This window comes from Amycolatopsis camponoti (assembly GCF_902497555.1).
GTDB classification, from domain to species: domain Bacteria; phylum Actinomycetota; class Actinomycetes; order Mycobacteriales; family Pseudonocardiaceae; genus Amycolatopsis; species Amycolatopsis camponoti.
The window spans coordinates 1,934,159-1,956,077 of sequence record NZ_CABVGP010000003.1; the positions used below are offsets into that span (position 1 = coordinate 1,934,159).

Below are 21,919 nucleotides of genomic sequence, written 5' to 3' on the forward strand. Positions count from 1 at the left end.
TTGACACCGCCACGTGAATCTCAGTACGTTTGCTTTGCAAGCAAATGCAACTGGAGAGCTGGGGGACAGCCATGACCATTCTCGTCACCGGCGCGCGTGGACACGTCGGCCGCGCCGTGCTCGACGCGCTCGTCGCCGCAGGTCAGGACGTGCGCGCGTCGAGCCGCGACGCCACCACGCTCGACGTGCCCACGGCGAAGGTGAGCGTCGACCTCGAAGATCCGTCCACCTTGGACGCCGCGCTCGACGGCGTCGAGTCGGTGTTCCTGTACACCCGGCCGTCGGGGATCGAGGGCTTCGTGAAGGCGGCCGAAGCGGCCGGCGTGCGGCACGTCGTGCTGCTGTCGTCGGGCGCGACGCTCGAGCCGAGGTCCTCGGGGAGCCGGATCGCGTCGCTCCACCGCGCGGTGGAGCAGGCGCTGATCGCGGCGCCGTTCGCGGAGACGCTGCTGAACCCGGGCGCGTTCGCCACCAACGTCCTGGGCTGGCGCGCGGACGTCGCCGAGGGCGTGATCCGCACCCCGTACCCGGACGCGCGGATCGGCGCCATCCACGAGCGCGACATCGCCGACGTCGCGGCGCGGATCCTGGTCGACGGCTCCCACGCCGGCGAAGCGCTGCAGCTGAGCGGGCCGGCGCCGATCACGTTCCGGGAGCAGGCGGAAGTGCTCGCGGACGTCCTCGGCCGGCCGATGCGGGTCGAGGAGGAGACGCCGGAGCAGACGGCGTCCCGCATGACGGCGCTGGGGTGGCCGCCGGAGGTGCCACCGGAGGTCCTGCGGGCGTGGGAGCGGACGACGCGGGAGCCGTCGGTGGTGACGGACGTCGTGCGCGAGGTGACCGGGCACGCGCCGCGGACGTTCCGGCAGTGGGCGGAGGACCACCGCGCCGACTTCAGTTGACGCAGGGGACTCCGTCGGAGGCCTGGAGCAGCGGCGCCGCGGCGGGGGCGGCGCCGCTGCCCGAGCCGCCGCCCGATGCCTTGGCCGCCACCGGGGCCGCTCGGCCCGCCAGGCCCGCCACGAACTCGCGGACCGCCTTCGGGTCGATCTCGACGATGCTCTGACCGTCCTCGCTGCGCCCGTTCGCCGTGATCACCGGGATCGTCGCGAACGTCAGGTCGCCCGACGCGATGCCCTTCGCCTGCTGCGCGAACTGCAGCAGGTCGAGCCCCGGGTCCAGGGTCAGTGACCGGTGCACCGCGTCCATCAGGTTGTTCAGCGTGCCCGGGCTGGTCAGCGTGCCCGCCGAAAGCACCTGGCGCAGCGCCGACGACAGGAACGCCTGCTGCCGCACGATCCGGTCGAGGTCGCCGCGCGGCAGGTTCTTGCGCTGCCGGACGAACGACAGCGCTTCCCCGCCCGACACCGTCTGCTCGCCGCGGCGGAAGTTCGCGCCCGAGTCCTTGTCCTCGGTCGAGTGGTTCAGGCACACCTTGACGCCACCGAGCGCCTCGGTGAGCAGGTAGAAGCCCAGCAGGTTGATCTCGGCGTAGTGGTCGACGCGCACCTGCGTGAGGTCCTGCACCGCCTGCACCAGCACCCGGCGGCCCTCGGTGTCGGAGTCGCGCTCGATCTTCGCCTGGTCGCGTTCGCCCTGCCCGCGCAGCTCCTGCGCGAAGTGCGCCTTCGCGATGCCGTACGCCGAGTTGATCTTCGCCTTGCCGCGGCCCGGGATGTCGGTCCAGGTGTCCCGCGGCACCGACACCGCCGACGGCTTCGAGCCGTCCTTCGGCACCCGCAGGAGGATCACCGTGTCGGTGTTCACCGCGCCGCTGTTGGCCTCGGTCCGCAGCTCCCTCAGCACCCGCGGCGGGAGCTGGTTGCCCTGCGCGTCCGTCCGCGCGTCGCTGCCGACGAGCAGGATGTCGTCGGCGCCGTCGTCCGCTGGCGGCGGCGCGGGCTCACCGGCGCGCGGGGTGAGCGCGTCCGTCGTCGGCACGGTGCTCTGCAGCTGGTCCTTGGTGACGTAGGCGTAGCCGCTGGCGCCGAGCGCGAGCACCGAGACGAGCCCGACCGCGACCCGGCGGGTGACCCGCCCGGCCCGCCGCACCCGCGACGGCCTCGCGGCCACCGGAGCGGGAGCCGCTTCCCGCGGAAATGGCGACGGCTTCCACTCGGAATCGTCGCGCTCCGTCACCGGCTCCGCGGCCGGATCCGGCTTTTCCTGCTCGTCGTCCATCCTGGTTGACCTCCCCCGACCACCCTGCGTACTCAGTCTAGTTGATGCAGGGAACGTCGCCCGCGGTGATCGGCGGCGCGGCGGGGGTGGCAGACGCCGGGGTCGACGGCGCCTTCGGCGTGCTGGCCGGTGCGCCGCCCGGGCCGGCGGCCGAGCTGCGGAAGTCCTTGCCCAGCAGGACGCGCACGTGCCCGGCGGCGACGTCGCGGTCCGGCTCCGCCTGGACGGTCGTGCCCAGGGCCTGCTTGACCAGGTCCAGCGCGGCGCTGTCGGCCGGGTTGTACCGGACGACGGTGGTGTTGCGGGTGCTCAGCTTCTGGTCGGCGACGAGGGTGAAGCCCTTGCCCTGGAGCGTTGTGTGCGTCTGGGTGGCCAGCGACGGCGAGCCCGTGCCGTCGAACAACTCGACCGTGACGGCCTTCGCACCCGGCAGCTGGGCCGGCGCCGGCGTCGCGGGGGCGTCGCCGTCCGTGGTCAGCCGCGTCACCTCGGCCTGGACAGCCGCCTGGTCGACGCGCAGCACGTCGGCGCCGCCGATCACCGCGTTGCCCTGGGTGGGGATGGTGTGGAACTCGATGTTGCCGCCGGTCAGGCCGCGCATCTGCTCGGCGAACTCGGTCAGGTCCCAGCCCTGCGACAGCACCACGGACTTCTTCACCGCGGCCACCAGGTCGGCGATCTTCCCCGGACTGGTCAGCACGTCGGTCGAGATGACCTTGCGGGCCAGGCCGGACAGGAACGCCTGCTGCCGGGCGATCCGGTCGAGGTCGTAGTTGGGCAGGCCGTAGCGCTGGCGGACGAACGCGAGCGCCTGCACGCCCTCGATCGTCTGGCGCCCGCCCGGCAGGTCCACGCCGGACTTCACTTCCTTGACCGGCCCGTTGAGACAGACCTCGACGCCGCCGATCGACTTGGTGATCTCGTAGAAGCTCGCCAGGTTCACCTCGGCGTACCGGTCGATCATGCCCGGCTTGCCGATGAACTTCTCGATCGTGGCGATCAGGTTCTTCCGCCCCGCGACCTTCGCCTCGGCGTCGGCCTGCTTGAGGTCGGTCATGCCCTGGCGCTGCAACGTCTTGTAAGTGTCCGTGTACGCGTAGACAAAGGCGCTGTTGAGCTTGTGCTTGCCGTAGCCGCCGGCCAGCTCCACCCAGGAGTCGCGGGGGAACGAGATCGCGATCGCGTGCTTCCCGTTCTGGGGGATGTGCACGAGGATCATCGTGTCGGTGTTCAGCTCGCCGTCGGAGACGCCGGCGTGCAGCATGTCCAGCACTTCGCGCGGCAGCGGGTTGCCCTGCGCGTCGGTGCGGCTGTCCTGCCCGACCAGGAGGATGTCGATGGCGCCGTCGAGCGGCTTCGCGTGCGCCTCGGTGTCGGCGAAGACGTTCGTGGTGGTCAAGCCGGTGTTCGGGTCGCCGATGAAGTGCCAGCCGTACCAGGTCAGGGCCAGGATCGCGACGGACAGCAACGACACCACGACCTTGCCGCCGCGGCGTGCGAAGACCGCGACACCGTGGCTACGGTGCGCCGGGATCGGCGGCGCAGGCCATTCGGTCACGCGCTTCCTCCCCTGTGAAACCCCGTGCTTCCCCCAGGGCACCCCTGTGCCTCCGAGGATGACTCTACTGAGGGTGTTGTCTGACCTCCGTAGGCTGGGGGCCGATTGCCCCGGTCGGGGGCCGAGGGAAAGGCGGGAAGATGCGGGTCCTGGTCACCGGTGGTGCCGGCTTCATCGGGTCGCACTACGTCCGGCAGGTGCTGAGCGGCGCCTATCCGACGGTGCGCGACGCCGAGGTGGTGGTGCTGGACAAGCTCACCTACGCCGGCAACGAGGCCAACCTGGCGCCGGTCGCCGCGGACCCGCGGCTCGAGTTCGTCCGCGGCGACATCTGTGACGCCACGCGGGTCGCCGAGGTCATGCGCGGGGTGGACCTGGTCGTGCACTTCGCCGCGGAGTCGCATGTGGACCGCTCGATCCTCGGCGCCGCCGACTTCGTGCTGACGAACGTGCTCGGCACGCAGAACCTGCTGCAGGCGGCGCTGGAAGCGGGCGTCTCGAAGTTCGTCCACGTGTCCACGGACGAGGTGTACGGCTCGATCGAGTCCGGATCCTGGACCGAGGAGCACATCCTGGAGCCGAACTCGCCCTATTCGGCGTCGAAGGCGTCCTCCGATCTGGTGGCGCGCTCCTTCTTCCGGACCCACGGGCTGCCGGTGTGCATCACGCGGTGCTCCAACAACTACGGTCCGTACCAGTTCCCCGAGAAGGTCATCCCGCTGTTCGTCACGAACCTCCTCGACGGCCGTAAGGTGCCGCTCTACGGCGACGGGCTCAACGTCCGTGACTGGCTGCACGTGGACGACCACTGCCACGGCATCCAGCTGGTCGCCGACGGCGGGCGGCCCGGCGAGATCTACAACATCGGCGGCGGCACCGAGCTGACGAACCGGGAGCTGACGGAAAAGCTCCTGGCCGCGGTGGGCGCGGGCTGGGACAGCGTCGAGCCGGTCGAGGACCGCAAGGGTCACGACCGCCGGTACTCGGTGGACATCACGAAGATCGGTACGGAGCTGGGGTACGCTCCGCGCGTGTCCTTCGAGGACGGTCTGGCCGCGACAGTGGCCTGGTACACGGACAATCGCGCGTGGTGGGAGCCCCTGGCGGAGCGGGCCGCGCTCAAGACGCTCAAGAAGTGAGGATGTGCTCGTGCGGCTGACGGTGCTCGTGCCCGGCGGTTCCGGACAGCTCGGCCGCGACCTGGCCGCTGCTTCGGGTGACGACGTGGACGTCGTCGCGCCGGGATCGGCGGAGCTGGACGTGACGGCGACGGGCCAGGTGCTGGCGGCCGTCGGCGCGCTGGCCGACCGGGCGCGCGAAACGGGCTCGGCGCCGGTCGTGGTCAACGCGGCGGCGTACACGGCGGTCGACGCGGCGGAGAAGGACGAGGACCGCGCGTTCGCGGTGAACGCCGACGGGCCGCGGGTACTGGCCGCGGCGTGCGCTTCCCGGCGGGTGCCGCTGATCCACGTGTCGACGGACTACGTGTTCGCCGGCGACGCTTCGCTGCCGTACGAGCCGTCCGACGAGCTGGGGCCGCGGTCGGCCTACGGCCGCACGAAGGCGGCCGGCGAGGACGCGGTGCTCGGGTCGGGGGCGTCGTCGTGGGTGGTGCGGACCGGGTGGCTGTACGGGCACGCGGGGTCGAACTTCGTGAAGACCATGGCACGGCTGGAGTCTTCGCGCCCGGAACTGTCCGTTGTGGACGATCAGATCGGCGGTCCTACGTGGACGGCCGACCTGGCCGCGGGGCTGCTCGAGCTGGCTTCGCGGGTGGCGGCCGGTGACGGGCCGGAGCGGCGGATCCTGCACTGCACGAACGCGGGTTCGGTGAGCTGGTGCGGCTTCGCGCAGGCGATCTTCAAGCACCTGGGTGCGGACCCCGCACGGGTGAAGCCTTGTACGACGGCGGAGTACCCGCAGGCGGCGACGCGGCCGGCGTACTCGGTGCTGTCCCCGGCCTCGTGGAAGGAAGCCTGGCTGACGCCGATGCGGCCGTGGGAAGAGGCGCTGGACGCCTACTTCGCGACGGCGTAGCGGTCCGCGAAGTCCGGCGGCGCGTTCTCCAGGAGACTGGCCAGCATGGCCAGGATCGTGGTGGGCACGACGTGGCCGCCGCCGGACAGGACCGGCCGGGCGGCCACGCGCGACCACATCAGCTCACCTTCGACGACTGCGGTCATTTCGGCGAAGTGACGGCGCTGGGGCGCCGGCCGGAACAGGTACGAGATGAGGTCCTCGGTGTAGCGGTCCTTGCGCTCCCAGCGGTACCGGAACATGTTGACGGTGAGCACGTTCGGGTTCCGCCGGGTCCGGTCGGCCTCGTCGGCGCGCCGCAGGATCCGTACGTCTCGGGGCGCCCGGCCTTCGTTACCGGATCGGGCGGCCCGATACCGGTCCGTTGCGCCGGGTCGGCTTGGACCGAGCGCGGGTGCGGAGCGGACCGTGGTTCTCGCAGGTCCCGGAGAACGGAGTCGCGATGCTGGTGACGATGCGGTTGAGCACCGTGACGAAGATCGTGGCCGTGGCCGTGCTGGTGACGTTCCTCGCCACGCTGCTGCTGGTGGGCGGCGACGCCGCCGCGCCGGATCCGCGGGCGGACCGGTCAGTGGCGGCCTGAGGCCAGCCGGTACGCGCCGACCGTCAGCTCGGCGCACGTGCGCCACGTGAAGTTCGCCGCGTGCGCTCGCCTCGATGCCGACGTCGCCACCGCGTGCGGGTCCGTGATCGCCGTCCTCAGCGCCTCCGCCAAGCCGTCCACGTCGCCGTACGGGACCAGGCTCGCGCAGTCGCCCGCCACCTCGCGCAACGCCGGGATGTCGGTGCACACCACCGGGACGTCCGACGCCATCGCCTCCAGCACCGGCAGGCCGAAGCCCTCGTCACGGGACGGCAGCACCAGTGCCGACGCGCCCGCGACCACCGTGCGCAGGTCCACATCGGACAGATAGCCGGTCTGCGACAGCCGGGGGCCGCGCGGGAACGGGCCCGGGCCGGCGAACACCAGGTCCGGCAGGTCCGGCGCCGCGTCGTGGGTGCGGGTCAGCCAGTCGAGGCCCTTGCGCGGGCCCGCGGCTCCGGCGAACAGCAGGTACCGGGCGGGCAAGCCGAGACGCGCGCGCCGCTCGTCGTCCGGGGGACGTGCCGTGAACCACGCCGGGTTGACGCCCAGCGGGGTCACCACGATCTTGTCGCGGGAGACGTCCAGGCGCTCCGCCACCGCGTCCGCGACCGCCGCCGTCGGGGTGCAGATCACGTTCGCCCGGCGCGCGCCGCGACGGACCAGCTCCGGCAGGCCGCGGTCGCTCGGCGCCAGCTCCGCCGGGTTGTCGAAGAAGGCCAGGTCGTGGATCGTCACCACGCCGGCCGCGCGGAGGCGGCCCGGCAGCACGAAGTTCGTGCCGTGCACGACATCCGTCGGCCCGGCGAACAGCTCCACCGCCGGGAAGTCCGACCGCGTCCACGCCGCCCGCAGCAGCCGCGCCGCCACCGGGATCCCGCGGGCCCGCGCGCCGTACGGGAGCACGTGCCGCAGCCTTCGCCAGCCGCGCAGCGTGAACGCCACCGCGCGCGTGTCCACCTCGGGGATCGACACCAGCTCTTCGATCAGCGCCGAGGTGTACCGGCCGATCCCGGTGCGCGCGCCGAGCAGCGGGGTGCCGTCGAGGAGAACGCTCAGGGACCTAGCCACGACGGAGCCGTTGCTTCGCGACCTTGAGCACCCGGCCGCCGACGCGCCGCGCCAGCTCGCCCGCGCCGCCGGCCGCGAGGTACTCCCGGACCAGGTCGACGTCGCGGCGCACCATCGCGCGGCCGCGCACGGCCGGCGTCGTCACCAGGTCCGCGGACCCGGGCAGCCGGTCGGCCGCCGGGCGCGGGTCGCGGCAGAACTCCACCAGCGGCTTCAGCGCCTCCGGCCAGGTGTAGCGCTGCGCGACGACGGCGATCCGCTCGACGCAGCCCGCGGCGAACTCCTCGTTGTACAAACACTTTTCGAGCGCTTCGGCCAGCGCGTCGGCGTCCTCGGCCGGGACGACGACGCCCAGCCGTTCCGCCCGCACGAGGTCGGCGAACGAGTCGCCGTCGGTCGTCACGATCGGCAGCCCGGCCCACAGGTAGTCGAGCACCCGGGTGCGGAACGCGAACGTCGTCTCGACGTGCTCGTAGTGCGTGGTGACGCCGCAGTTCGCGTCGAGCAGCCAGTTCTGGCGCTCGTGGTAGGGCACCCACTGCTCGTTGAAGTAGACGTGCTTGTCCGTCAGCCCCAGCGAATCCGCCAGCCGCATCGTCCGCGTGCCGATGTCCATCTCGGCGACCTCGGGGTTCGGGTGCTTCATACCGAGGAAGACCAGCCGGACGTCGCCGCGGCGACGGCGGAGCGTGTCGATCGCGCGGACCAGCGTCAGCGGGTCGAACCAGCTGTACACCCCGCCTGCCCAGAGCACGACGTGGTCGGTGCCGCCGAGGCCCAGCGACGACCGGAGCCCGGGGCCGGTCCGCGTCGGCGCCTCCGTCGACAGTCCGAAGGGGACGACCGCGAGCAGCGACTGCGTCGTCGGGTCGGCGTCGTAGAGCCGCGGGGACAGCCGGCCGAGCGCGGCCAGGTGGCCGAGCCAGAGGTGCCGCTGCCGCTCGGACGCGCAGAGGAAGAAGTCGCCGCGCTCGATCTGGGCGTCCAGGACCCGCGTGACGCCGGCGAGGTCGGCCGCGCGCTTGTCGTCGGCGACGCCCTTGCCCTGCTCCAGCAGTTCGAGGTGCATCGGGTCGTAGAGGTCGGCGACGACGATCTTGCCGCTGTGCTCCTTCTTCAGCGACGGCGCGAGCTCGAGCACGTGACCCTGCAGCACGACGACGTCGGCCCAGGCGATCGGCGCCTCCAGCTCGCGGTGCTTGCCGGCGCTGATGCGGAACGGCGCGGGCGGCGGCGTCGCGAGGGGGTTGGTGGTGACGAGGTGGACGTCGTGCTCGGCGGACAGCGCCAGCGCGATGTTCCAGGCACGGATCGCCGGGCCGGCCATCCGCTCGGTGAGCGCGTCGCCGGTGATCACGAGGATCTTGCGACGCTGCCCGAAAGCCTTTTCGATGCCGAACGCCTCGACGAGGATGTCGTGCGCGGCGAGGTAGCGCGGCAGCGGGTAGGCGGGCTCCAACGCCTTGCGCAGCAAGGGAAGCAGGTCGGCGTCGGTGCGGACGCGAGCGGCCTGCTCGACCGCACGCGACTCCGCCAGCGACGGCAGCTGCTCGACGAACTGGTCGATCGCCAGGATCCCGGCGAGCGTGGTGCGGGGGATCGCGACGTCGCCGGATTCGATCGGGCCGACGCCCTGTTCGAGGTCCAGCTGAGTGGCGTCCAGCTCGCCGCGGGCGGTGGCCCGGCGCACGGCCAGCGCGAGCGCCGCCGGCAGCGCGCGGACCAGGGTCTCGTCGGAGAGGTTCTTGTAGAGCGCGGCGAGGGCGTTGCGCTCCAGGAGGAAGGTCTCGCGGCCGGTCTCCGGCGCGTCGACCGCGGCCATCGTGCCGTGGTGGCGGTGATAGGTCAGCGACTCCGGCACGTACCGGACGCGCCAGCCGCGGAGGTTCAGCCGCCAGCCGAGGTCGACGTCCTCGTAGAACATGAAGAACCGCTCGTCGAAGCCGTCGAGCTCGGCGAACACGGCCGTGCGGACGAACATCGCCGAACCGGTGCCGAACAGGACGTCCTTCGCGACCTCGTGCTCGGCGGCCGGGACGTCGGCCAGCGGCGAACCCGCGTGGCGCTTGTAGCCCATGCCGAACCAGGTCAGGCCGCCGTCGACGAAGTCGGTGCCGGTGCCCTCCCAGTCGAGGACCTTGCTGGCGACGGCGGCCACGCGGGGTTGCGCGCGCAGCTCGGCGACCGCGGCGGAGACCCAGCCGGGCGCCGGGCGGGCGTCGTTGTTGAGGAAGCCGAGGACCGTGCCCTTCGCGTGCTTCGCGCCGAGGTTGCAGCCGCCGGCGAAGCCGGTGTTGCGGCCGGCCTCGATGACGCGGGCCTGGGGGACGGCTTCGCGGATGCGCGCGGCTTCGTCGGAGTTGTCGACGCAGATCAGCTCGAGCTCGGGGTAGTCGTGCTCGGCGAGCGCGCGCAGGCAGGTGATCGTGTCGTCGGCGCCGTGGTAATTGACCACGATCACCGAGACGAGCGGTTGCGGTGCCCCCTGCGCCAAAGCCTGCTCCTTCGTCGGGATGAGCGCCAGCTTAAAGGCCAGCCCAAGCCTCCCAGACCGCGCCTCGGCCGAGTGCCGCGCGACGGCCGATCTTGCGGCGGGCCGCGAGCGTCGCGGGCAGCCTGACCACCACCTCGGCCAGCACCCGGCAGCGCAGCCCGAAGCGGAAGTTCGGGGCGGCCGGACGGCCCGGCCGCAGCGGCAGTACCGCTGTCAACACGGCGAACCTGACCAGCTGGTTCACCGCGACCCCGCGGGGTGCGCAGCGCAGCAGCATGAGCAGCCGGTTGCGCTCGTTCCAACGGTGGAACAGCGGCGAACCCAGCTCGCTGCTGACGCCGTGGGCGTGCCGGACGCGGGCGTCGGGCGCGGCGATGACGTCCCAGCCGGCCAGCCGCAGCCGCCAGGCCGTGTCGGTGTCCTCGTAGTAGCAGAAGAACCCGGCCGGGACGCCGCGCACGCTCTTCAGCACGTCCGTCCGCAGGAGCGCCGCGCCGCCGCAGAAGCCGAACACCTCGGCGGTGGGCTCGGTGAGGTCGGCGCCGTGGCCGTCGGTGGTCAGGCGGACCCCGGCGGACTGCGTCGCGCCGTCCGGCCGCACGAGCCGTGACGTCGCCGCGCCGGCCAAAGGCGCTTTTTCCAGGGTGTCTTCGAGTGTCGCCAGCCAGTCCGGCTCGGGTTCGGCGTCGTCGTTCAGCCACGCCATCAGCGGGGTCTCGACGCGCTTCGCGGCGACGGCGAGCGCGCCCGCGTAACCCGTGTTGCGCGGCAGGCGAATTACTTGCGGGTGCGAAGGATGGGCCGCGAGCAGGGCGGCGGTGCCGTCGTCGGAGGCGTTGTCCACCACGAGCGTCCGATGTGGACGCGTCTGCGCGGCGAGCGCGTCGAGGCAGGCGGTGACGTGCCCGGCACCCCGCCAGGTCACGACGACCACCGTAGTGGCGGGATTCGCGGTCACGTCCCGCACAATAGCCGCGTGCCCGAACTGGTCGTGCTCGCCGAGCAGCTCCTCGCGCCCGTGCCCGGTGGCACCGGGCGCTACACGGCCGAGCTCCTGCCCGCGCTCGCGAAGACCGCGCCGCCGGGCTGGACGGTGTCCAGCGTGGTCGCGCGGCACGCCGACGTCGGCGCGGCCCGGCTCGAGGGCGTCGACGGGCCGCGGGCGCTGCGGATCCCGCCGCGGGCGCTGATCGGCCTCTGGCAGCTGGGGTTTCCGTGGTGGCCGGGCGGCGACGCGGTGCACGCGCCGACGCCGTTCGCGCCGCCGCGTGCACCGGCCGGAAAGACGTTGAGCGTGACCGTGCACGACACCGTGCCGTGGACCCACCCCGAGACGCTCACCGCGCGCGGGGTCAGCTGGCACCGGTCGATGATCGCGCGCGCGGCGCGGCGCGCGTCCGGGCTGGTCGTGCCGACGCGGGCGGTCGCCGACGAGCTGGCGGTGCTGATCGACGTCGACGTCCCGGTGCGCGTGGTCCCGCACGGGGTGCGGGTCCCGACCGGGTCCGCGCCTCTCGACCTGCCGCCGGAGTACGTGCTGGCCGTCGGGACGATCGAGCCGCGCAAGGGGATCGACGTGCTGGTCGACGCGGTCGCGGCGCTCGAAGACACGGTGCTCGTGCTGGCCGGGCAGCCGGGCTGGGGCGGCGTCGACCCGGTGGCGCTGGCCGCCGAGCGCGGCCTTCCGGCGGACCGGCTGCGGATGCTGGGGAAGGTGTCGGACGCCGAGCTGGCGACGGTGCTGCGGCGGGCGAGCGTGCTGGCCGTGCCGAGCCTCGACGAGGGGTTCGGGCTGGGCCTGCTGGAGGCGATGGCGGCGGGGATCCCGGTGGTGCACACCGACGCGCCGGCGCTGGCCGAGGTGGCGGGCGGCGCGGGGATCATGGTCCCGCGCGGCGACGCGGCGGCGCTGGCAGCCGCGTTGCGAGAGGTGCTGAGCTCACCCTCCGTGGCGGCCGACCTCACTCGTTCGGGGAGGGAGCGGGCACGCGCGTTCACCTGGCGCCGCGCGGCCGAAGCCGTCTGGGCGATTCACACGCGGGCTCACACCTGACCGGTTTGCCAGTTCCCCACCATGACGCAGGGTCGCCGCCGTACCCTGCAGGGGTGAGCGATGAGCCCCGGGTCCTGATCGACGCCACCGCGGTTCCCGCGGACCGCGGCGGGGTCGGCCGGTACGTGGACTCGCTCGTCGCCGCGCTCGACGCGGACGGGGCGCGGATCACCGTCGTCTGCCAGCCCCGGGACCTGCAGCTTTACGATCGGCTGGCGCCGCGCTCGCGGGTCGTGCCCGCTTCGCCGTCGACGACCACCCGCACCGCGCGGCTGACCTGGGAACAGGCGACCCTGCCCCGGCTGGTGCGCCGCCTCGGCGCGGACGTCGTCCACTCGCCGCACTACACGATGCCGCTGGCCACGTCGGCGGCATCGGTCGTCACGCTCCACGACGCGACGTTCTTCACCGACGCCGTGCTGCACTCGTCGGTGAAGGCCCGGTTCTTCCGCGCGTGGACGGCGACAGCGCTCCGGCGCGCGACGCTGTGCGTGGTGCCGTCGGCGGCGACGGCCGCGGAGCTGGCCCGCGTCGGCCCGGTGCGGCACGCTTCGCTGGAAGTCATTCACCACGGCGTCGACACCGAGCGCTTTCACCCGCCGTCACCGTCGGAGGTGGCGGCCGCCCGATCGGCGGTCGGGCTCGGGCGCACGCCGTACGTGGCGTTCCTCGGGGCGTTGGAGCCGCGCAAGAACGTGCCGGCGCTGATCCGCGGGTTCGCGCGGGCGGTGGCCGGGCAGCGGGACGCGCCGGCGTTGGTGCTGGCCGGCCAGCCCGGGTGGGACACACAGGTGGAGCGGGCGCTGGACGCCGTCCCGCATCGGCTTCGGGTGATCCGGGCAGGATATCTGCCCTTCGGGACGCTGGCCGGGTTCCTCGGCGGGGCTTCGCTGGTGGCTTATCCGTCGCTGGGCGAGGGTTTCGGCCTGCCGGTGCTGGAGGCGATGGCGTGCGGCGCCTGCGTGCTGACGACCCGGCGGCTGTCGCTGCCGGAGGTCGGCGGCGACGCGGTGGCGTACTGCGGCGTCGGCGCGGGCGACGTGGCGGCGGCGATCGAGGAGCTGCTGGCCGACCCGGGCCGCCGAGCCGAGCTGGCGACGGCGGCCCAGCAGCGCGCGAAGGAGTTTTCCTGGGCCACCACCGCGGAGCGGCACCGCGAGGCGTACGCAAAGGCCTGGTCCCGCCACCTCCGCACCCGCTGAACCCGTGATCCGAGAGTCGACACGCGTGATTGAAGGGTCGACACGCGTGATTGGAGGGTCGACACGGCAAAACGCGGCCCCGCGCGGTGTGTCGACTCCCCAAACACGCGTGTCGGCTTCCTGATCACGCGTGTCGGCGGTTCCGTCACGCGGTGCGGGGTGGCGGGGTCGCGTTGGGTGACCGGTGGACAATGGCCGGGTGACTGAGCACCCCCGCTATGGCGACGAAGTCGGCGTCGTGACCGTGACCTACTTCTCCGAGGACACCATCGAGCGGTTCCTCGACACCCTCGAGAAGGCCACCGAGCGCGAGGTCAAGGTGGTCGTCGCGGACAACGCGTCCGTCGAAGGCGCCCTCGAAGAGGTCGCGAAGAAGCGTAAGAACGTGCAGCTGCTCAGCATCGGGGAGAACGTCGGCTACGGGACCGCCGCCAACCGGGGCGTCGCCGAGCTGGACGACCGGTACGGCTGGGTCGTCGTCGTCAACCCGGACCTCGAATGGGAGCCCGGCTCGCTCGACGCCCTCCTCGACGTCGCGGGCCGGTGGCCGCGCGGGGGTGCCTTCGGGCCGCTCATCAAGGACCTCGACGGCACCGTCTACCCCTCGGCGCGGCTGCTGCCGTCGTTCGGGCGCGGCATCGGGCACGCCGCCTTCGCGAAGGTCTGGCCGGGCAACCCCTGGACGAAGCAGTACCGCCAGGAGACCGGCACGCCGGTCGAGCGCACGTCGGGCTGGCTGTCCGGCTCGTGCCAGCTCATCCGCCGGGAGGCGTTCGACTCCGTCGGCGGCTTCGACACGCGCTACTTCATGTACTTCGAGGACGTCGACCTCGGCGACCGGCTGGCGAAGGCCGGCTGGCTGAACGTCTACGCGCCGTCCGCGAGCGTCACCCACGAAGGTGGGCACTCGACCTCGCAGGCGTCGAAGAAGATGCTCAAGGCCCACCACGACAGCGCTTACCGCTACCTCGCCGACCGCCACCCGGGCCTCGCCTGGAAGCCGGTGCTGGCCGCCGTGAAGCTCGGGCTGGCGGTCAGGCTGAAGCTCGAGACCCGCTAGATCCCGTCGAGCCGGCGCGAAAGGTCGGACCTGCCGTTGTTCTGCGTCACCGTCGGCACCAGGCCGGTGTCCTCCGGGTCCGGCTCCTTCAGCGGGCTCGTGATCGGCTCGGCCTGGGGACGGCGGGCCAGCGGCGTCGTCACCGGGGTCTTCATCGGTGTCGTCGGCGCCGGCGTGCTCAACGGGGCGGTGGCCTGGGGACGACGTCCGCCCGCCGCTTCCAGCCGCCGAGTCGGAGACGCGCCCGCGAGCGGGTGGTCGTTCTCCTCGATCAGCGACGCCGGCAGCTGCGTCGTCGTGTCCGGGTCCTGGCTTCTGTCGAGGCCGTCGATGGCGGCACGCGGTATCTGCTGCGTGTTCGAGGCGTCCATCGGCGAAATGGCGCTGTCCGGCGTCACCACGAACACACCGCGCGCCTGGGCTCGTGCGAGCAGGGCGTCCGCCCGATCGCGGGGGTCCATCCCCTCGGCCTCCCGACTGACCCGGGGCCCTCTGGGGAAAGGCCCGCCTGTTTCGTGTCTAGGGTAGGCCCTCCGGGCGACCTCCGTCAGGGTTTCCCGCGGCTTGTCGCTCAGCGGTGCGTGATACAAGAGGAGATTTCCGTGACGTCCGAGGTCGAGATCGACGCCGTCGTGCTGGTCGGGGGCAAGGGCACGCGCCTGCGGCCACTGACCCTTTCGGCACCGAAGCCGATGCTCCCGACAGCCGGGACGCCCTACCTCAGCCACCTGTTCTCGCGCATCCGCGAGGCCGGGATCCGGCACGTCGTGCTGGGGACGAGCTACCGGGCGGAGGTGTTCGAGGAGTACTTCGGCGACGGCAAGTCGATCGGTCTGGACCTCGAGTACGTCGTCGAGGAGGAGCCGCTCGACACGGCGGGCGCCATCCGGAACGTCTACGACAAGCTGCGCGCCGACCACGTGATCGTCTTCAACGGCGACATCATCTCCGGCTCCGACCTCGGCGAGCAGCTGCGCGTGCACCGCGAGTCCGAGGCCGACGTCACCCTGCACCTGCAGCGCGTGCCCGACCCGAGCCGGTTCGGCTCGGTGCCGACCGACGAGACCGGGCGCGTCCAGGCCTTCCTCGAGAAGACGCCGAACCCGCCGACCGACCAGATCAACGCCGGCTGCTACGTCTTCCGCCGCCCGGTGATCGAGTCGATCCCGACCGGGCGCCGCGTCTCGGTCGAGCGCGAGACGTTCCCGCAGCTGCTCGAGCAGGGCGCGCACATCCACGGCTTCGTCGACGCGTCCTACTGGCTGGACGTCGGCACGCCGGAGGCGTTCGTCCGCGGCTCGGCCGACCTGGTGCGCGGCGTCGCGCCGACGTCGGCGCTGCCCGGCCGTCCCGGCGACTTCCTGGTGCTCGACGGCGCTTCCGTGGCCGAAGACGCCCAGCTGTCCGGTGGTTCGACCATCGGCGGCGGCGCGGTGGTCGGTTCCGGCGCGAAGATCGACGGCTCGGTGCTCTTCGACGGCGCTGCCGTGTCCGAGGGCGCGATCGTCGAGCGTTCGGTGCTCGGGCACGGTGCGCGCGTCGGCGCCGGCGCGGTGCTGCGCGGGGTCGTGCTGGGCGACGGCGTGTCCGTCGGCGCCGGCTGCGAGCTGCTCGACGGTGCCCGGATCTGGCCCGACACCGTGCTGCCCGACGGTTCCGTCCGCTTCTCGAGCGACGCCTAGCCATGTTCTGGCGTCCCGCGTTCGAAGTCGACCTGGGCAGCGTCCTGGGTCCGCTGAAGCGCGGGCGCGGGTCGCTCAACATCCTCACCGACGAGCGCGGGATCACGTGGCTCGCGTCGAACACGCCGGACGGCCCGGGCACCCTCGCCCTGCGTAAGCTGACCGACGGCCGCATCGAGGCCGCGGCCTGGGGCCAGGGCAAGGATCGGCTGCTCACCGGCGTCCCCGCGCTGCTGGGCGCGAACGACGACGACTCCGGGTTCGTCGCGCACCACGACGTCGTCGCGCGCGCCCGGCGCGAGAATCCCGGGCTGCGGCTGGGCGCCACCGGCGTCGTGTGGGACTGGCTGGTGCTCGCGGTGCTGGAGCAGAAGGTGACCGGCAAGGAGGCGATCCGGTCGTGGGCCGAGCTGTGCCGCCGGTTCGGCGCGCCGGCGCCCGGGCCGGGCCCGGAACGGCTGCGCGTGCCGCCGACGCCGGTCGCGCTGCGGTCGCTGCCGGACTGGCACTGGCACCGCGCGGGCGTCGACATCAAGCGCCGCACGGCGTTGCTCAACGCGGCCCGCGTCGCACACCACCTGGAGCGGGCGGTCGAGCTGCGCGGGATCGAGGGCAGGCACCTGCTGCGTCACGTCCCGGGGATCGGGGTGTGGACGGCGGCGGAGATCGCGCAGCGCGCGTGGGGCGACCCGGACGCGGTCAGCTTCGGCGACTACAACATCCCGTCGATGGTCGGGAACGCCGTGCTGGGCCTGAAACTCGACGACGCGGGCATGGCGGAGGTCCTGGCGCCGTACGCCCCGCAGCGGCAGCGGGCGGTGCGCTACCTGGAGGCGGCGGGCCACCGGCGGCCGCGCTTCGGTCCGCGCATCGAGCTGCGCGACTACCGCGCCATGTGAGAGCCCCGGACTACTGCTGCGGCGGGTACGGCGGTTGCTGGCCGGGGTAGCCGCCCTGCTGGGGCGGGTACGGCGGCTGCTGGCCCGGATAGCCTTGCTGCGGCGGGTATCCCGGCGGCTGCTGGCCGGGGTAGCCCTGCGGCGGGTAGCCCGGCTGCTGGCCCGGATACCCCTGCTGGGGCGGGTAACCCGGGTACTGCTGCGGCGGGTACGGCGGCTGCTTCGGCTTGTTCGCCTTGATCACGACGACCACCACCGTCACGAGCACCGCGACCGGCACCAGGATGATCAGCAGCGTCAGCACGCTCAGTCCCACGGTCAGCCTTTCCCTTCGTCGAGCGCGGCACGGACGATCGCCAGCGCCTCGGCGTCGTCCAAGCCGAGCTTACGGGTGAGGTCCGCGTATCGGGCCGCGGCCTGCTGCGCGCGGCGGCGGCTCTGGTCGCCGGACGCCGCGACGAAGCTGCCCGCCCGGCCGCGCGTCTCGATCAGCCCGGCTTCCTCCAGCTCGCGGTACGCGCGGGCCACCGTGTTCGGCGCGATTCCCAGGTCGGCGGCGAACTGGCGGACCGTGGGCAGCTTCGTGCCCACCGGGAGGCTCCGGTCGTTGATCCGCGTCGCGAGCCCGGACCGCACCTGCTCGAACGGCGGGACCGGCGAACTGCTGTCGAAGGGGATGATCACCAGCTCTGCGGACCCGCTCCCGGCCCCGGCGGCCGCTGCCCGTACGGCCCCTGCGGAACCGGCTGCGACGGCGGGAAGCCCGGCTGCTGCGGAACGGGTTGCGACGGCGGGAACCCGGCCTGCTGCGGCGCGAACCCGGCCTGCGGACCCGGCGGGTACCCGGGCTGCGCGGCGAACCCACCCGGCCCCGGCTGCGGTGGGAACGCGGCGGTCCCTTGCTGCGGCGGGGCGAACCCACCCGGTGGCTGCGCGAACCCTTGCTGCGGCGGGAAGTTCTGCTGCGGCGGGAACTGCCCGCCCTGCTTCATCGCCTCTTCGCGGCGCATCTTCGACACCCGCACCGCCACCACGATCACGAACACGATGATCGCGAGGATCAGCAGGCCGACGACGATGTAGCCGAACACCCCGCTGTCCCCGCCGCTGCCGGAGTGATAGTGCACCCGCTCGGGGAACCGCGTAGCCATGTGGACCTCCCTCTCCGCGTCCCAGGCTAGTGCCCGGCACCGACAGGAACGGCCGCTTTCACCAGATCGGCGAGATCTTCCGACCCCGCCGGGAGCCCGTCCACCGGCCACCACCGCAGGTCGTCGGACTCGTCGCTGCGCACCGGCTCCGCGCCCGCCGGGGCGTGCACCGCGTACCGGACGTCGAAGTGCCGCGTCGGCACCCCGAGCGAGCAGGTGATCGGGTGGACGTCCAGGTGGACCGGCTCGGCGGAGATCCGCAGCCCGGCCATCCCGGACTCCTCGGTCGCCTCCCGCAGCGCGGCCGCGGCCAGCGAGACGTCGGCGGGCTCGCAGTGCCCGCCGAGCTGCAGCCAGCGGCCGACCCGCGGGTGCAGCGTGAGCAGGACCCGCGTCCCGGTGTGGTCCAGGACCACCGCCGACGCCGTGAGGTGCCCGGCTTCGCACGAGCGCTGACAGCTGTCCTCACGCGCCGCGAGGAACCCGAGGAACGCCTGCCGCAGCGACTCCTGGGAAGCGAGATCGGGCTGCCACGAACCCAGCGTCGTGACGGCGTCCGCGTGCAGGCTCACAGCTCCAGCAGTCCTTCCCCGGGCGTGATCGGCCCGCGCGGGCCGGGATCGTCGAGCGGGACGCCGATCGCGACCGAGCCGAGCGGCTGCCAGCGTTCGTCGAGCCCGAGGACCTCGCGGACGAGCGGGGCGGCGAAGATCGTCGACCCGATCCAGCACGAACCGAGCCCTTCGGCCGCCAGCGAGACCAGCAGGCCCTGCACCGCGGCGCCGCCAGCGACGGTGAACATCGTCTTCTCGCAGTCGTTGCGACGCTCGTCGCGGTAGGTGTGCGCGCCGTCGGGCACCAGGAACGGGATGACCACTTCCGGGGCCCGGTAAAGGATGTCGCCGCGGCTGAGCCGCTTCGCGATCTGCTCCTGCGTGAACTCGTCCGCGGACAGGTCGGCCCGCCACGACTCGCGCATCGCGTCGAGCAGCTTGTGCCGCAGGCCCGGGTCGCGCAGCCAGACGAACCGCACCGGGTGCGTGTGGTGCGGCGCGGGCGCGGTCAGCGCGGACGCCACGGCGCGGCGCATCGCGGCCGGGTCCACCGGCTCGTCCGAGAAGTGCCGCACCGAACGCCGCGCCGGGACGGCCGCGCGCCGCCCCTGCTCGATGGCCTCGTTCGTGCCCAGCCGGAAGAGGTCCTCCTCCAGCGGGCGGACGAGGTTCCGGGCCGTCGAGCCGTCGTCGAAGATGTCCAGACCGCGGACGACGGCGATCGGCGTGCCGCCGAGCTTGCCCTTGACCAGGTCGGCGGCCGCGGCCAGCTCGTCGGCGACCGCGACCTCGGTGACGGCCAGCTCGTTGCCCTGCCCGTCCACCTCGCCGCGGTAGGCGTGCAGCACGCGCAACCCGGACGAGCCGATCGCGGCGTCGGTCTGCCCGACCCGCCACGCGCGGCCCATCGTGTCGGTGACGACCACGGCGACCTCGACGCCGAGCCGCTCGCGCAACCCGTTGCGCAGGGCCAGGGCCGACGCGTCCGGGTCGGCCGGCAGCAGCGCGACCTCGTCGCCCTCGACGTTCGACGCGTCGATGCCCGACGCCGCCTGCACGATCCCCAGGTGGTTCTGGGTGATCACCGTGCGCGCGATCCGCGCCACCACCCGGATGGCCTCGCGCTCGACGAGCTTGCGGCGCTCGGCGTCACGGGCCTCGGGGTCGGCGGGCACCTTGACGAGCCTGCCCTCGGCCTTCGAGACGATCTTGCTGGTCACGACGAGGACGTCACCCGAGCGCAGCCACGGCGCGGCCTTGACGATCGCGCCGGTCAGGTCGTCGCCGGGGCGGAACTCCGGCAGCCCGGTGACGGGCAGGATCTCCAGCTTGGCGGAAGCGTGGTCAGTCAACGGGGGCTCCAGCCAGTTCCAGCGCCGCGCGGGCCATCGCCGCGGTCGCGTCCACATCGGACATCAGCAGCGGGACGTCGCGCACGGTCACGCCCGGCACGTCGGCCGTCTCGCCTTCCGCGATCAGCCAGCCGTCGAGCACGCCGTCGGCCTTGCGCGAGCCGTAGTGCCGGCCCACCGCCTCCGCCGACGTCTCGACGCCGATCGCGGTCAGGCACGCGTCGGCCATCCCGCGCAGCGCCTTGCCGCCGATGATCGGCGACACCCCGACGACGCCGGCCGACGTCTTGCGCAGCGCGTCCCGGATCCCCGGCACGCCCAGCGTGGTCCCGATCGACACCACCGGGTTCGACGGCGCGAACAGCACGGCGTCGGCGCCGGCGATGGCTTCGAGCACGCCCGGCGCGGGCTTGGCCTCGTCGTTGCCGACCGCGACGATCGAGTGCGCCTTCGGCTCGGCGCGGTAGCGCACCCACCACTCCTGGAAGTGGACGGCCTTCTGCTGGCCGTCCTGCTCCGGGTCGTCGATGACGACGTGCGTCTCGACGCGGTCGTCCGACATCGGCAGCAGCCGGACGCCGGGCTGCCAGCGGTCGCACAGGGCCTCGGTCACCGCCGAGAGCGGATAGCCCGCCCGCAGCATCCGCGACCGGATCAGGTGGGTGGCGATGTCCTTGTCGCCGAGGCCGAACCAGCTCGGCTCGGCGCCGTAGGCCGCCAGCTCCTCCTTGACGACCCAGGTCTCGCCCGAATGCCCCCAGCCGCGGTCCTTGTCGATCCCGCCGCCCAGCGTGTACATGCAGGTGTCCAGGTCCGGGCAGATCCGCAGGCCGTGCATCCAGACGTCGTCGCCGGTGTTGACCAGCGCCGTCACCTCGTGCCCGGACTCGCTCGCGCCTTCGGGCGTCATGCCCAGCGCCGACTTCAAACCCAGCAGGAAGCGGGCCCCGCCCACTCCGCCGACCATCACCACGATCTTCACGACGTCGAATCCTCGCACGAGCCGGGTGCGGGCACCCAGTACCGGTATCTGTGGTGCGGGGTGTAGCCCAGCCCCGCATAGAGCGCGAGTGCGCCCGAGTTCCCCTCCGCCACCTGCAACACCGCCCGGTCCGCTCCGTGTTCCGCACCCCACGCGTGCAGGGCGCCCATCAGCGCCTTCGCGAGCCCGCGGCGCCGGAAATCCGGTGCGACCTCCAGGCGGCCGACGTGCAGCCAGCCGTCGACCAGGGCGCCGCGGACGACTCCGGCGGCGGCGCCGTCGAGCGTCGCGACGCCGTAGCCGACCTTCCCGCCGGTCAGGACGCTCCGCGCGGCCGGGATGTCCTCGCCGGGCCCGAGCGTGAGGTTCCACCACTCCGGCGTCGGCTCGTCGTGCACGACGACGCCGTCGACCGGGGATGCGCCGGTCAGCGGCGCGGTGAGCACGACGACCTCGTGGCCGCGGTGGTGCCGCGTCGCCTGGAACCAGCCCTCGGCGACGATCGCCCGCTCGTTCGGGCTGTCGCGGACCACCTGCACCATCGGCTGGATCCCCCGATCGTGGGCGAAGTCACACACCGCGCGCAGGGCGTCCGGGATCGGCAGGCCGGGGTCGCCGACGGCGAGCGCGCTGTTCGCGCGGCCGGTGAAGCCGTCCGCCCAGCGCAGCCGCCAGGTCCCCAAGGGTTTTTCGACCAGCGGCGGCCATGCTCTGCTGCAGGCGATTTCGAGCGTCTCGGGTGCGTTCACCGCTAGATTGTCCCCAAGGCCGTGAAAGGCGCGGAGCGGATTTTCCCGAGGAGGTGGCCGTGGGCATCCAGCGCAAGGACGAGCGGCACAACGAGAAGCTCGTCGACGAGATCTCCGAGGGGTTCAACCGCGCCGTGGGGGAGAAGAAGACCGAAAGTGACGCGGGCGAGGCACCCAAGCCGCGCTTCGTCATCACCGGCGACGCCCGGGCCACCCCGCCCCCGCGCCGCCGGGAGAGGTGAGCACGCGCCATACCCGGGGTATGGCTAAGGCTTGCCTCACCAACCGAACGGGTGGCCGAACCGCGTAGT

Annotated in this window: 24 protein-coding genes; 10 read left to right on the forward strand and 14 right to left on the reverse strand. The window is 72.8% G+C overall.

Annotated features, from left to right (window positions below; translation table 11 throughout):
* The first annotated feature begins 71 nt into the window (after nt 1-71).
* Nucleotides 72-902 (forward strand): NmrA family NAD(P)-binding protein, encoded by an 831-nt coding sequence (locus AA23TX_RS45950; protein ID WP_155549140.1) that lies wholly within the window; start codon nt 72-74, stop codon nt 900-902.
* Here AA23TX_RS45950 and AA23TX_RS45955 read toward each other — a convergent pair.
* Nucleotides 895-2,181 carry an LCP family protein gene (locus tag AA23TX_RS45955; RefSeq protein WP_155549141.1) on the reverse strand — a complete coding sequence of 429 codons (1,287 nt, stop codon included), beginning with the start codon at nt 2,179-2,181 and terminating at the stop codon, nt 895-897. The two genes, AA23TX_RS45950 and AA23TX_RS45955, sit on opposite strands and share 8 nt — an antisense overlap.
* A 37-nt stretch (nt 2,182-2,218) precedes the next feature.
* The gene (locus AA23TX_RS45960) at nt 2,219-3,739 is read right to left on the reverse strand and encodes an LCP family protein (protein WP_155549142.1); all 1,521 of its coding nucleotides are present in this window, start codon (nt 3,737-3,739) and stop codon (nt 2,219-2,221) included.
* Nucleotides 3,740-3,879: 140 nt separating this feature from the next.
* Between AA23TX_RS45960 and rfbB the strand changes: the two genes are divergently transcribed.
* Together rfbB and rfbD are read left to right on the forward strand one after the other, a co-directional pair.
* On the forward strand, nt 3,880-4,878 hold the full coding sequence (rfbB, locus tag AA23TX_RS45965) for a dTDP-glucose 4,6-dehydratase (RefSeq protein WP_155549143.1): 999 nt from the start codon (nt 3,880-3,882) through the stop codon (nt 4,876-4,878).
* A 4-nt stretch (nt 4,879-4,882) separates the two neighbouring features.
* On the forward strand, nt 4,883-5,776 hold the full coding sequence (gene rfbD, locus AA23TX_RS45970; RefSeq protein ID WP_155549144.1) for a dTDP-4-dehydrorhamnose reductase: 894 nt from the start codon (nt 4,883-4,885) through the stop codon (nt 5,774-5,776).
* Here the strand turns inward: rfbD and AA23TX_RS45975 are convergent.
* Nucleotides 5,758-6,033 carry a hypothetical protein gene (locus AA23TX_RS45975; RefSeq protein WP_155549145.1) on the reverse strand — a complete coding sequence of 92 codons (276 nt, stop codon included), beginning with the start codon at nt 6,031-6,033 and terminating at the stop codon, nt 5,758-5,760. The two genes, rfbD and AA23TX_RS45975, sit on opposite strands and share 19 nt — an antisense overlap.
* 137 nt (nt 6,034-6,170) lie before the next feature.
* Between AA23TX_RS45975 and AA23TX_RS45980 the strand changes: the two genes are divergently transcribed.
* On the forward strand, nt 6,171-6,359 hold the full coding sequence (locus AA23TX_RS45980; RefSeq protein ID WP_155549146.1) for a hypothetical protein: 189 nt from the start codon (nt 6,171-6,173) through the stop codon (nt 6,357-6,359).
* On the opposite strand, the gene AA23TX_RS45985 is transcribed toward AA23TX_RS45980, so the two are convergent.
* Genes AA23TX_RS45985 through AA23TX_RS45995 form a run of 3 tightly spaced genes read right to left on the reverse strand, consistent with a single transcriptional unit; the run spans nt 6,345 to nt 10,891 of the window.
* Entirely contained in the window at nt 6,345-7,430 is a 1,086-nt protein-coding gene (locus AA23TX_RS45985) for a glycosyltransferase family 4 protein (protein ID WP_155549147.1), read from the reverse strand. The genes AA23TX_RS45980 and AA23TX_RS45985 overlap by 15 nt on opposite strands.
* The gene (locus tag AA23TX_RS45990; protein WP_155549148.1) at nt 7,423-9,924 is read right to left on the reverse strand and encodes a glycosyltransferase; all 2,502 of its coding nucleotides are present in this window, start codon (nt 9,922-9,924) and stop codon (nt 7,423-7,425) included. The genes AA23TX_RS45985 and AA23TX_RS45990 overlap by 8 nt, the downstream gene beginning before the upstream one ends.
* A gap of 31 nt (nt 9,925-9,955) precedes the next feature.
* Nucleotides 9,956-10,891: a glycosyltransferase family 2 protein gene (locus tag AA23TX_RS45995; RefSeq protein WP_196425898.1), complete on the reverse strand. Its 936-nt coding sequence runs from the start codon at nt 10,889-10,891 to the stop codon at nt 9,956-9,958.
* A gap of 9 nt (nt 10,892-10,900) precedes the next feature.
* Here AA23TX_RS45995 and AA23TX_RS46000 point away from each other — a divergent pair, with 9 nt between their 5' ends.
* The 3 genes from AA23TX_RS46000 (at nt 10,901) to AA23TX_RS46010 (ending at nt 14,239) form a co-directional block, all read left to right on the forward strand.
* Nucleotides 10,901-11,977 (forward strand): glycosyltransferase family 4 protein, encoded by a 1,077-nt coding sequence (locus AA23TX_RS46000; protein WP_155549149.1) that lies wholly within the window; start codon nt 10,901-10,903, stop codon nt 11,975-11,977.
* 53 nt (nt 11,978-12,030) lie between these two features.
* Nucleotides 12,031-13,179 (forward strand): glycosyltransferase family 4 protein, encoded by a 1,149-nt coding sequence (locus AA23TX_RS46005; protein ID WP_155549150.1) that lies wholly within the window; start codon nt 12,031-12,033, stop codon nt 13,177-13,179.
* Nucleotides 13,180-13,378: 199 nt separating this feature from the next.
* Complete coding sequence (locus tag AA23TX_RS46010; RefSeq protein ID WP_196425899.1) at nt 13,379-14,239, forward strand: glycosyltransferase family 2 protein; 861 nt, start codon at nt 13,379-13,381, stop codon at nt 14,237-14,239.
* Here the strand turns inward: AA23TX_RS46010 and AA23TX_RS46015 are convergent.
* Nucleotides 14,236-14,700 carry a hypothetical protein gene (locus AA23TX_RS46015; RefSeq protein ID WP_155549151.1) on the reverse strand — a complete coding sequence of 155 codons (465 nt, stop codon included), beginning with the start codon at nt 14,698-14,700 and terminating at the stop codon, nt 14,236-14,238. The genes AA23TX_RS46010 and AA23TX_RS46015 overlap by 4 nt on opposite strands.
* Nucleotides 14,701-14,841: 141 nt before the next feature.
* On the opposite strand from AA23TX_RS46015, the gene manB reads away from it, so the two are divergent.
* Both manB and AA23TX_RS46025 read left to right on the forward strand, forming a co-directional pair.
* Complete coding sequence (gene manB / locus AA23TX_RS46020) at nt 14,842-15,921, forward strand: mannose-1-phosphate guanylyltransferase (RefSeq protein WP_155549152.1); 1,080 nt, start codon at nt 14,842-14,844, stop codon at nt 15,919-15,921.
* Nucleotides 15,922-15,923: 2 nt separating this feature from the next.
* On the forward strand, nt 15,924-16,820 hold the full coding sequence (locus AA23TX_RS46025; RefSeq protein ID WP_155549153.1) for a DNA-3-methyladenine glycosylase family protein: 897 nt from the start codon (nt 15,924-15,926) through the stop codon (nt 16,818-16,820).
* A 10-nt stretch (nt 16,821-16,830) separates the two neighbouring features.
* Here AA23TX_RS46025 and AA23TX_RS50885 read toward each other — a convergent pair whose 3' ends face one another.
* From AA23TX_RS50885 to AA23TX_RS46060, 7 genes are read right to left on the reverse strand one after another with little or no spacing between them, the layout of a single operon-like run.
* Nucleotides 16,831-17,136: a hypothetical protein gene (locus AA23TX_RS50885; protein ID WP_277875492.1), complete on the reverse strand. Its 306-nt coding sequence runs from the start codon at nt 17,134-17,136 to the stop codon at nt 16,831-16,833.
* 2 nt (nt 17,137-17,138) lie between these two features.
* On the reverse strand, nt 17,139-17,504 hold the full coding sequence (locus tag AA23TX_RS46035) for a GntR family transcriptional regulator (RefSeq protein ID WP_155549154.1): 366 nt from the start codon (nt 17,502-17,504) through the stop codon (nt 17,139-17,141).
* Nucleotides 17,501-17,971, reverse strand: a complete 471-nt coding sequence (locus AA23TX_RS46040) for a hypothetical protein (RefSeq protein WP_155549155.1) — start codon at nt 17,969-17,971, stop codon at nt 17,501-17,503. Before AA23TX_RS46040 ends, AA23TX_RS46035 begins: the two co-directional genes overlap by 4 nt.
* A 26-nt stretch (nt 17,972-17,997) precedes the next feature.
* The gene (locus tag AA23TX_RS46045; protein WP_155549156.1) at nt 17,998-18,543 is read right to left on the reverse strand and encodes an NUDIX hydrolase; all 546 of its coding nucleotides are present in this window, start codon (nt 18,541-18,543) and stop codon (nt 17,998-18,000) included.
* Nucleotides 18,540-19,934, reverse strand: a complete 1,395-nt coding sequence (locus tag AA23TX_RS46050; protein WP_155549157.1) for a coenzyme F420-0:L-glutamate ligase — start codon at nt 19,932-19,934, stop codon at nt 18,540-18,542. The genes AA23TX_RS46045 and AA23TX_RS46050 overlap by 4 nt, the downstream gene beginning before the upstream one ends.
* A complete protein-coding gene (gene cofD / locus AA23TX_RS46055) occupies nt 19,870-20,859 on the reverse strand; it encodes a 2-phospho-L-lactate transferase (RefSeq protein WP_155549158.1) in 990 nt (329 codons plus the stop codon). The genes AA23TX_RS46050 and cofD overlap by 65 nt, the downstream gene beginning before the upstream one ends.
* Entirely contained in the window at nt 20,856-21,608 is a 753-nt protein-coding gene (locus AA23TX_RS46060; RefSeq protein WP_155549159.1) for a GNAT family N-acetyltransferase, read from the reverse strand. The genes cofD and AA23TX_RS46060 overlap by 4 nt, the downstream gene beginning before the upstream one ends.
* Nucleotides 21,609-21,667: 59 nt before the next feature.
* Between AA23TX_RS46060 and AA23TX_RS46065 the strand changes: the two genes are divergently transcribed.
* Nucleotides 21,668-21,850, forward strand: a complete 183-nt coding sequence (locus tag AA23TX_RS46065; RefSeq protein ID WP_155549160.1) for a hypothetical protein — start codon at nt 21,668-21,670, stop codon at nt 21,848-21,850.
* The last annotated feature ends 69 nt before the right edge of the window (nt 21,851-21,919 follow it).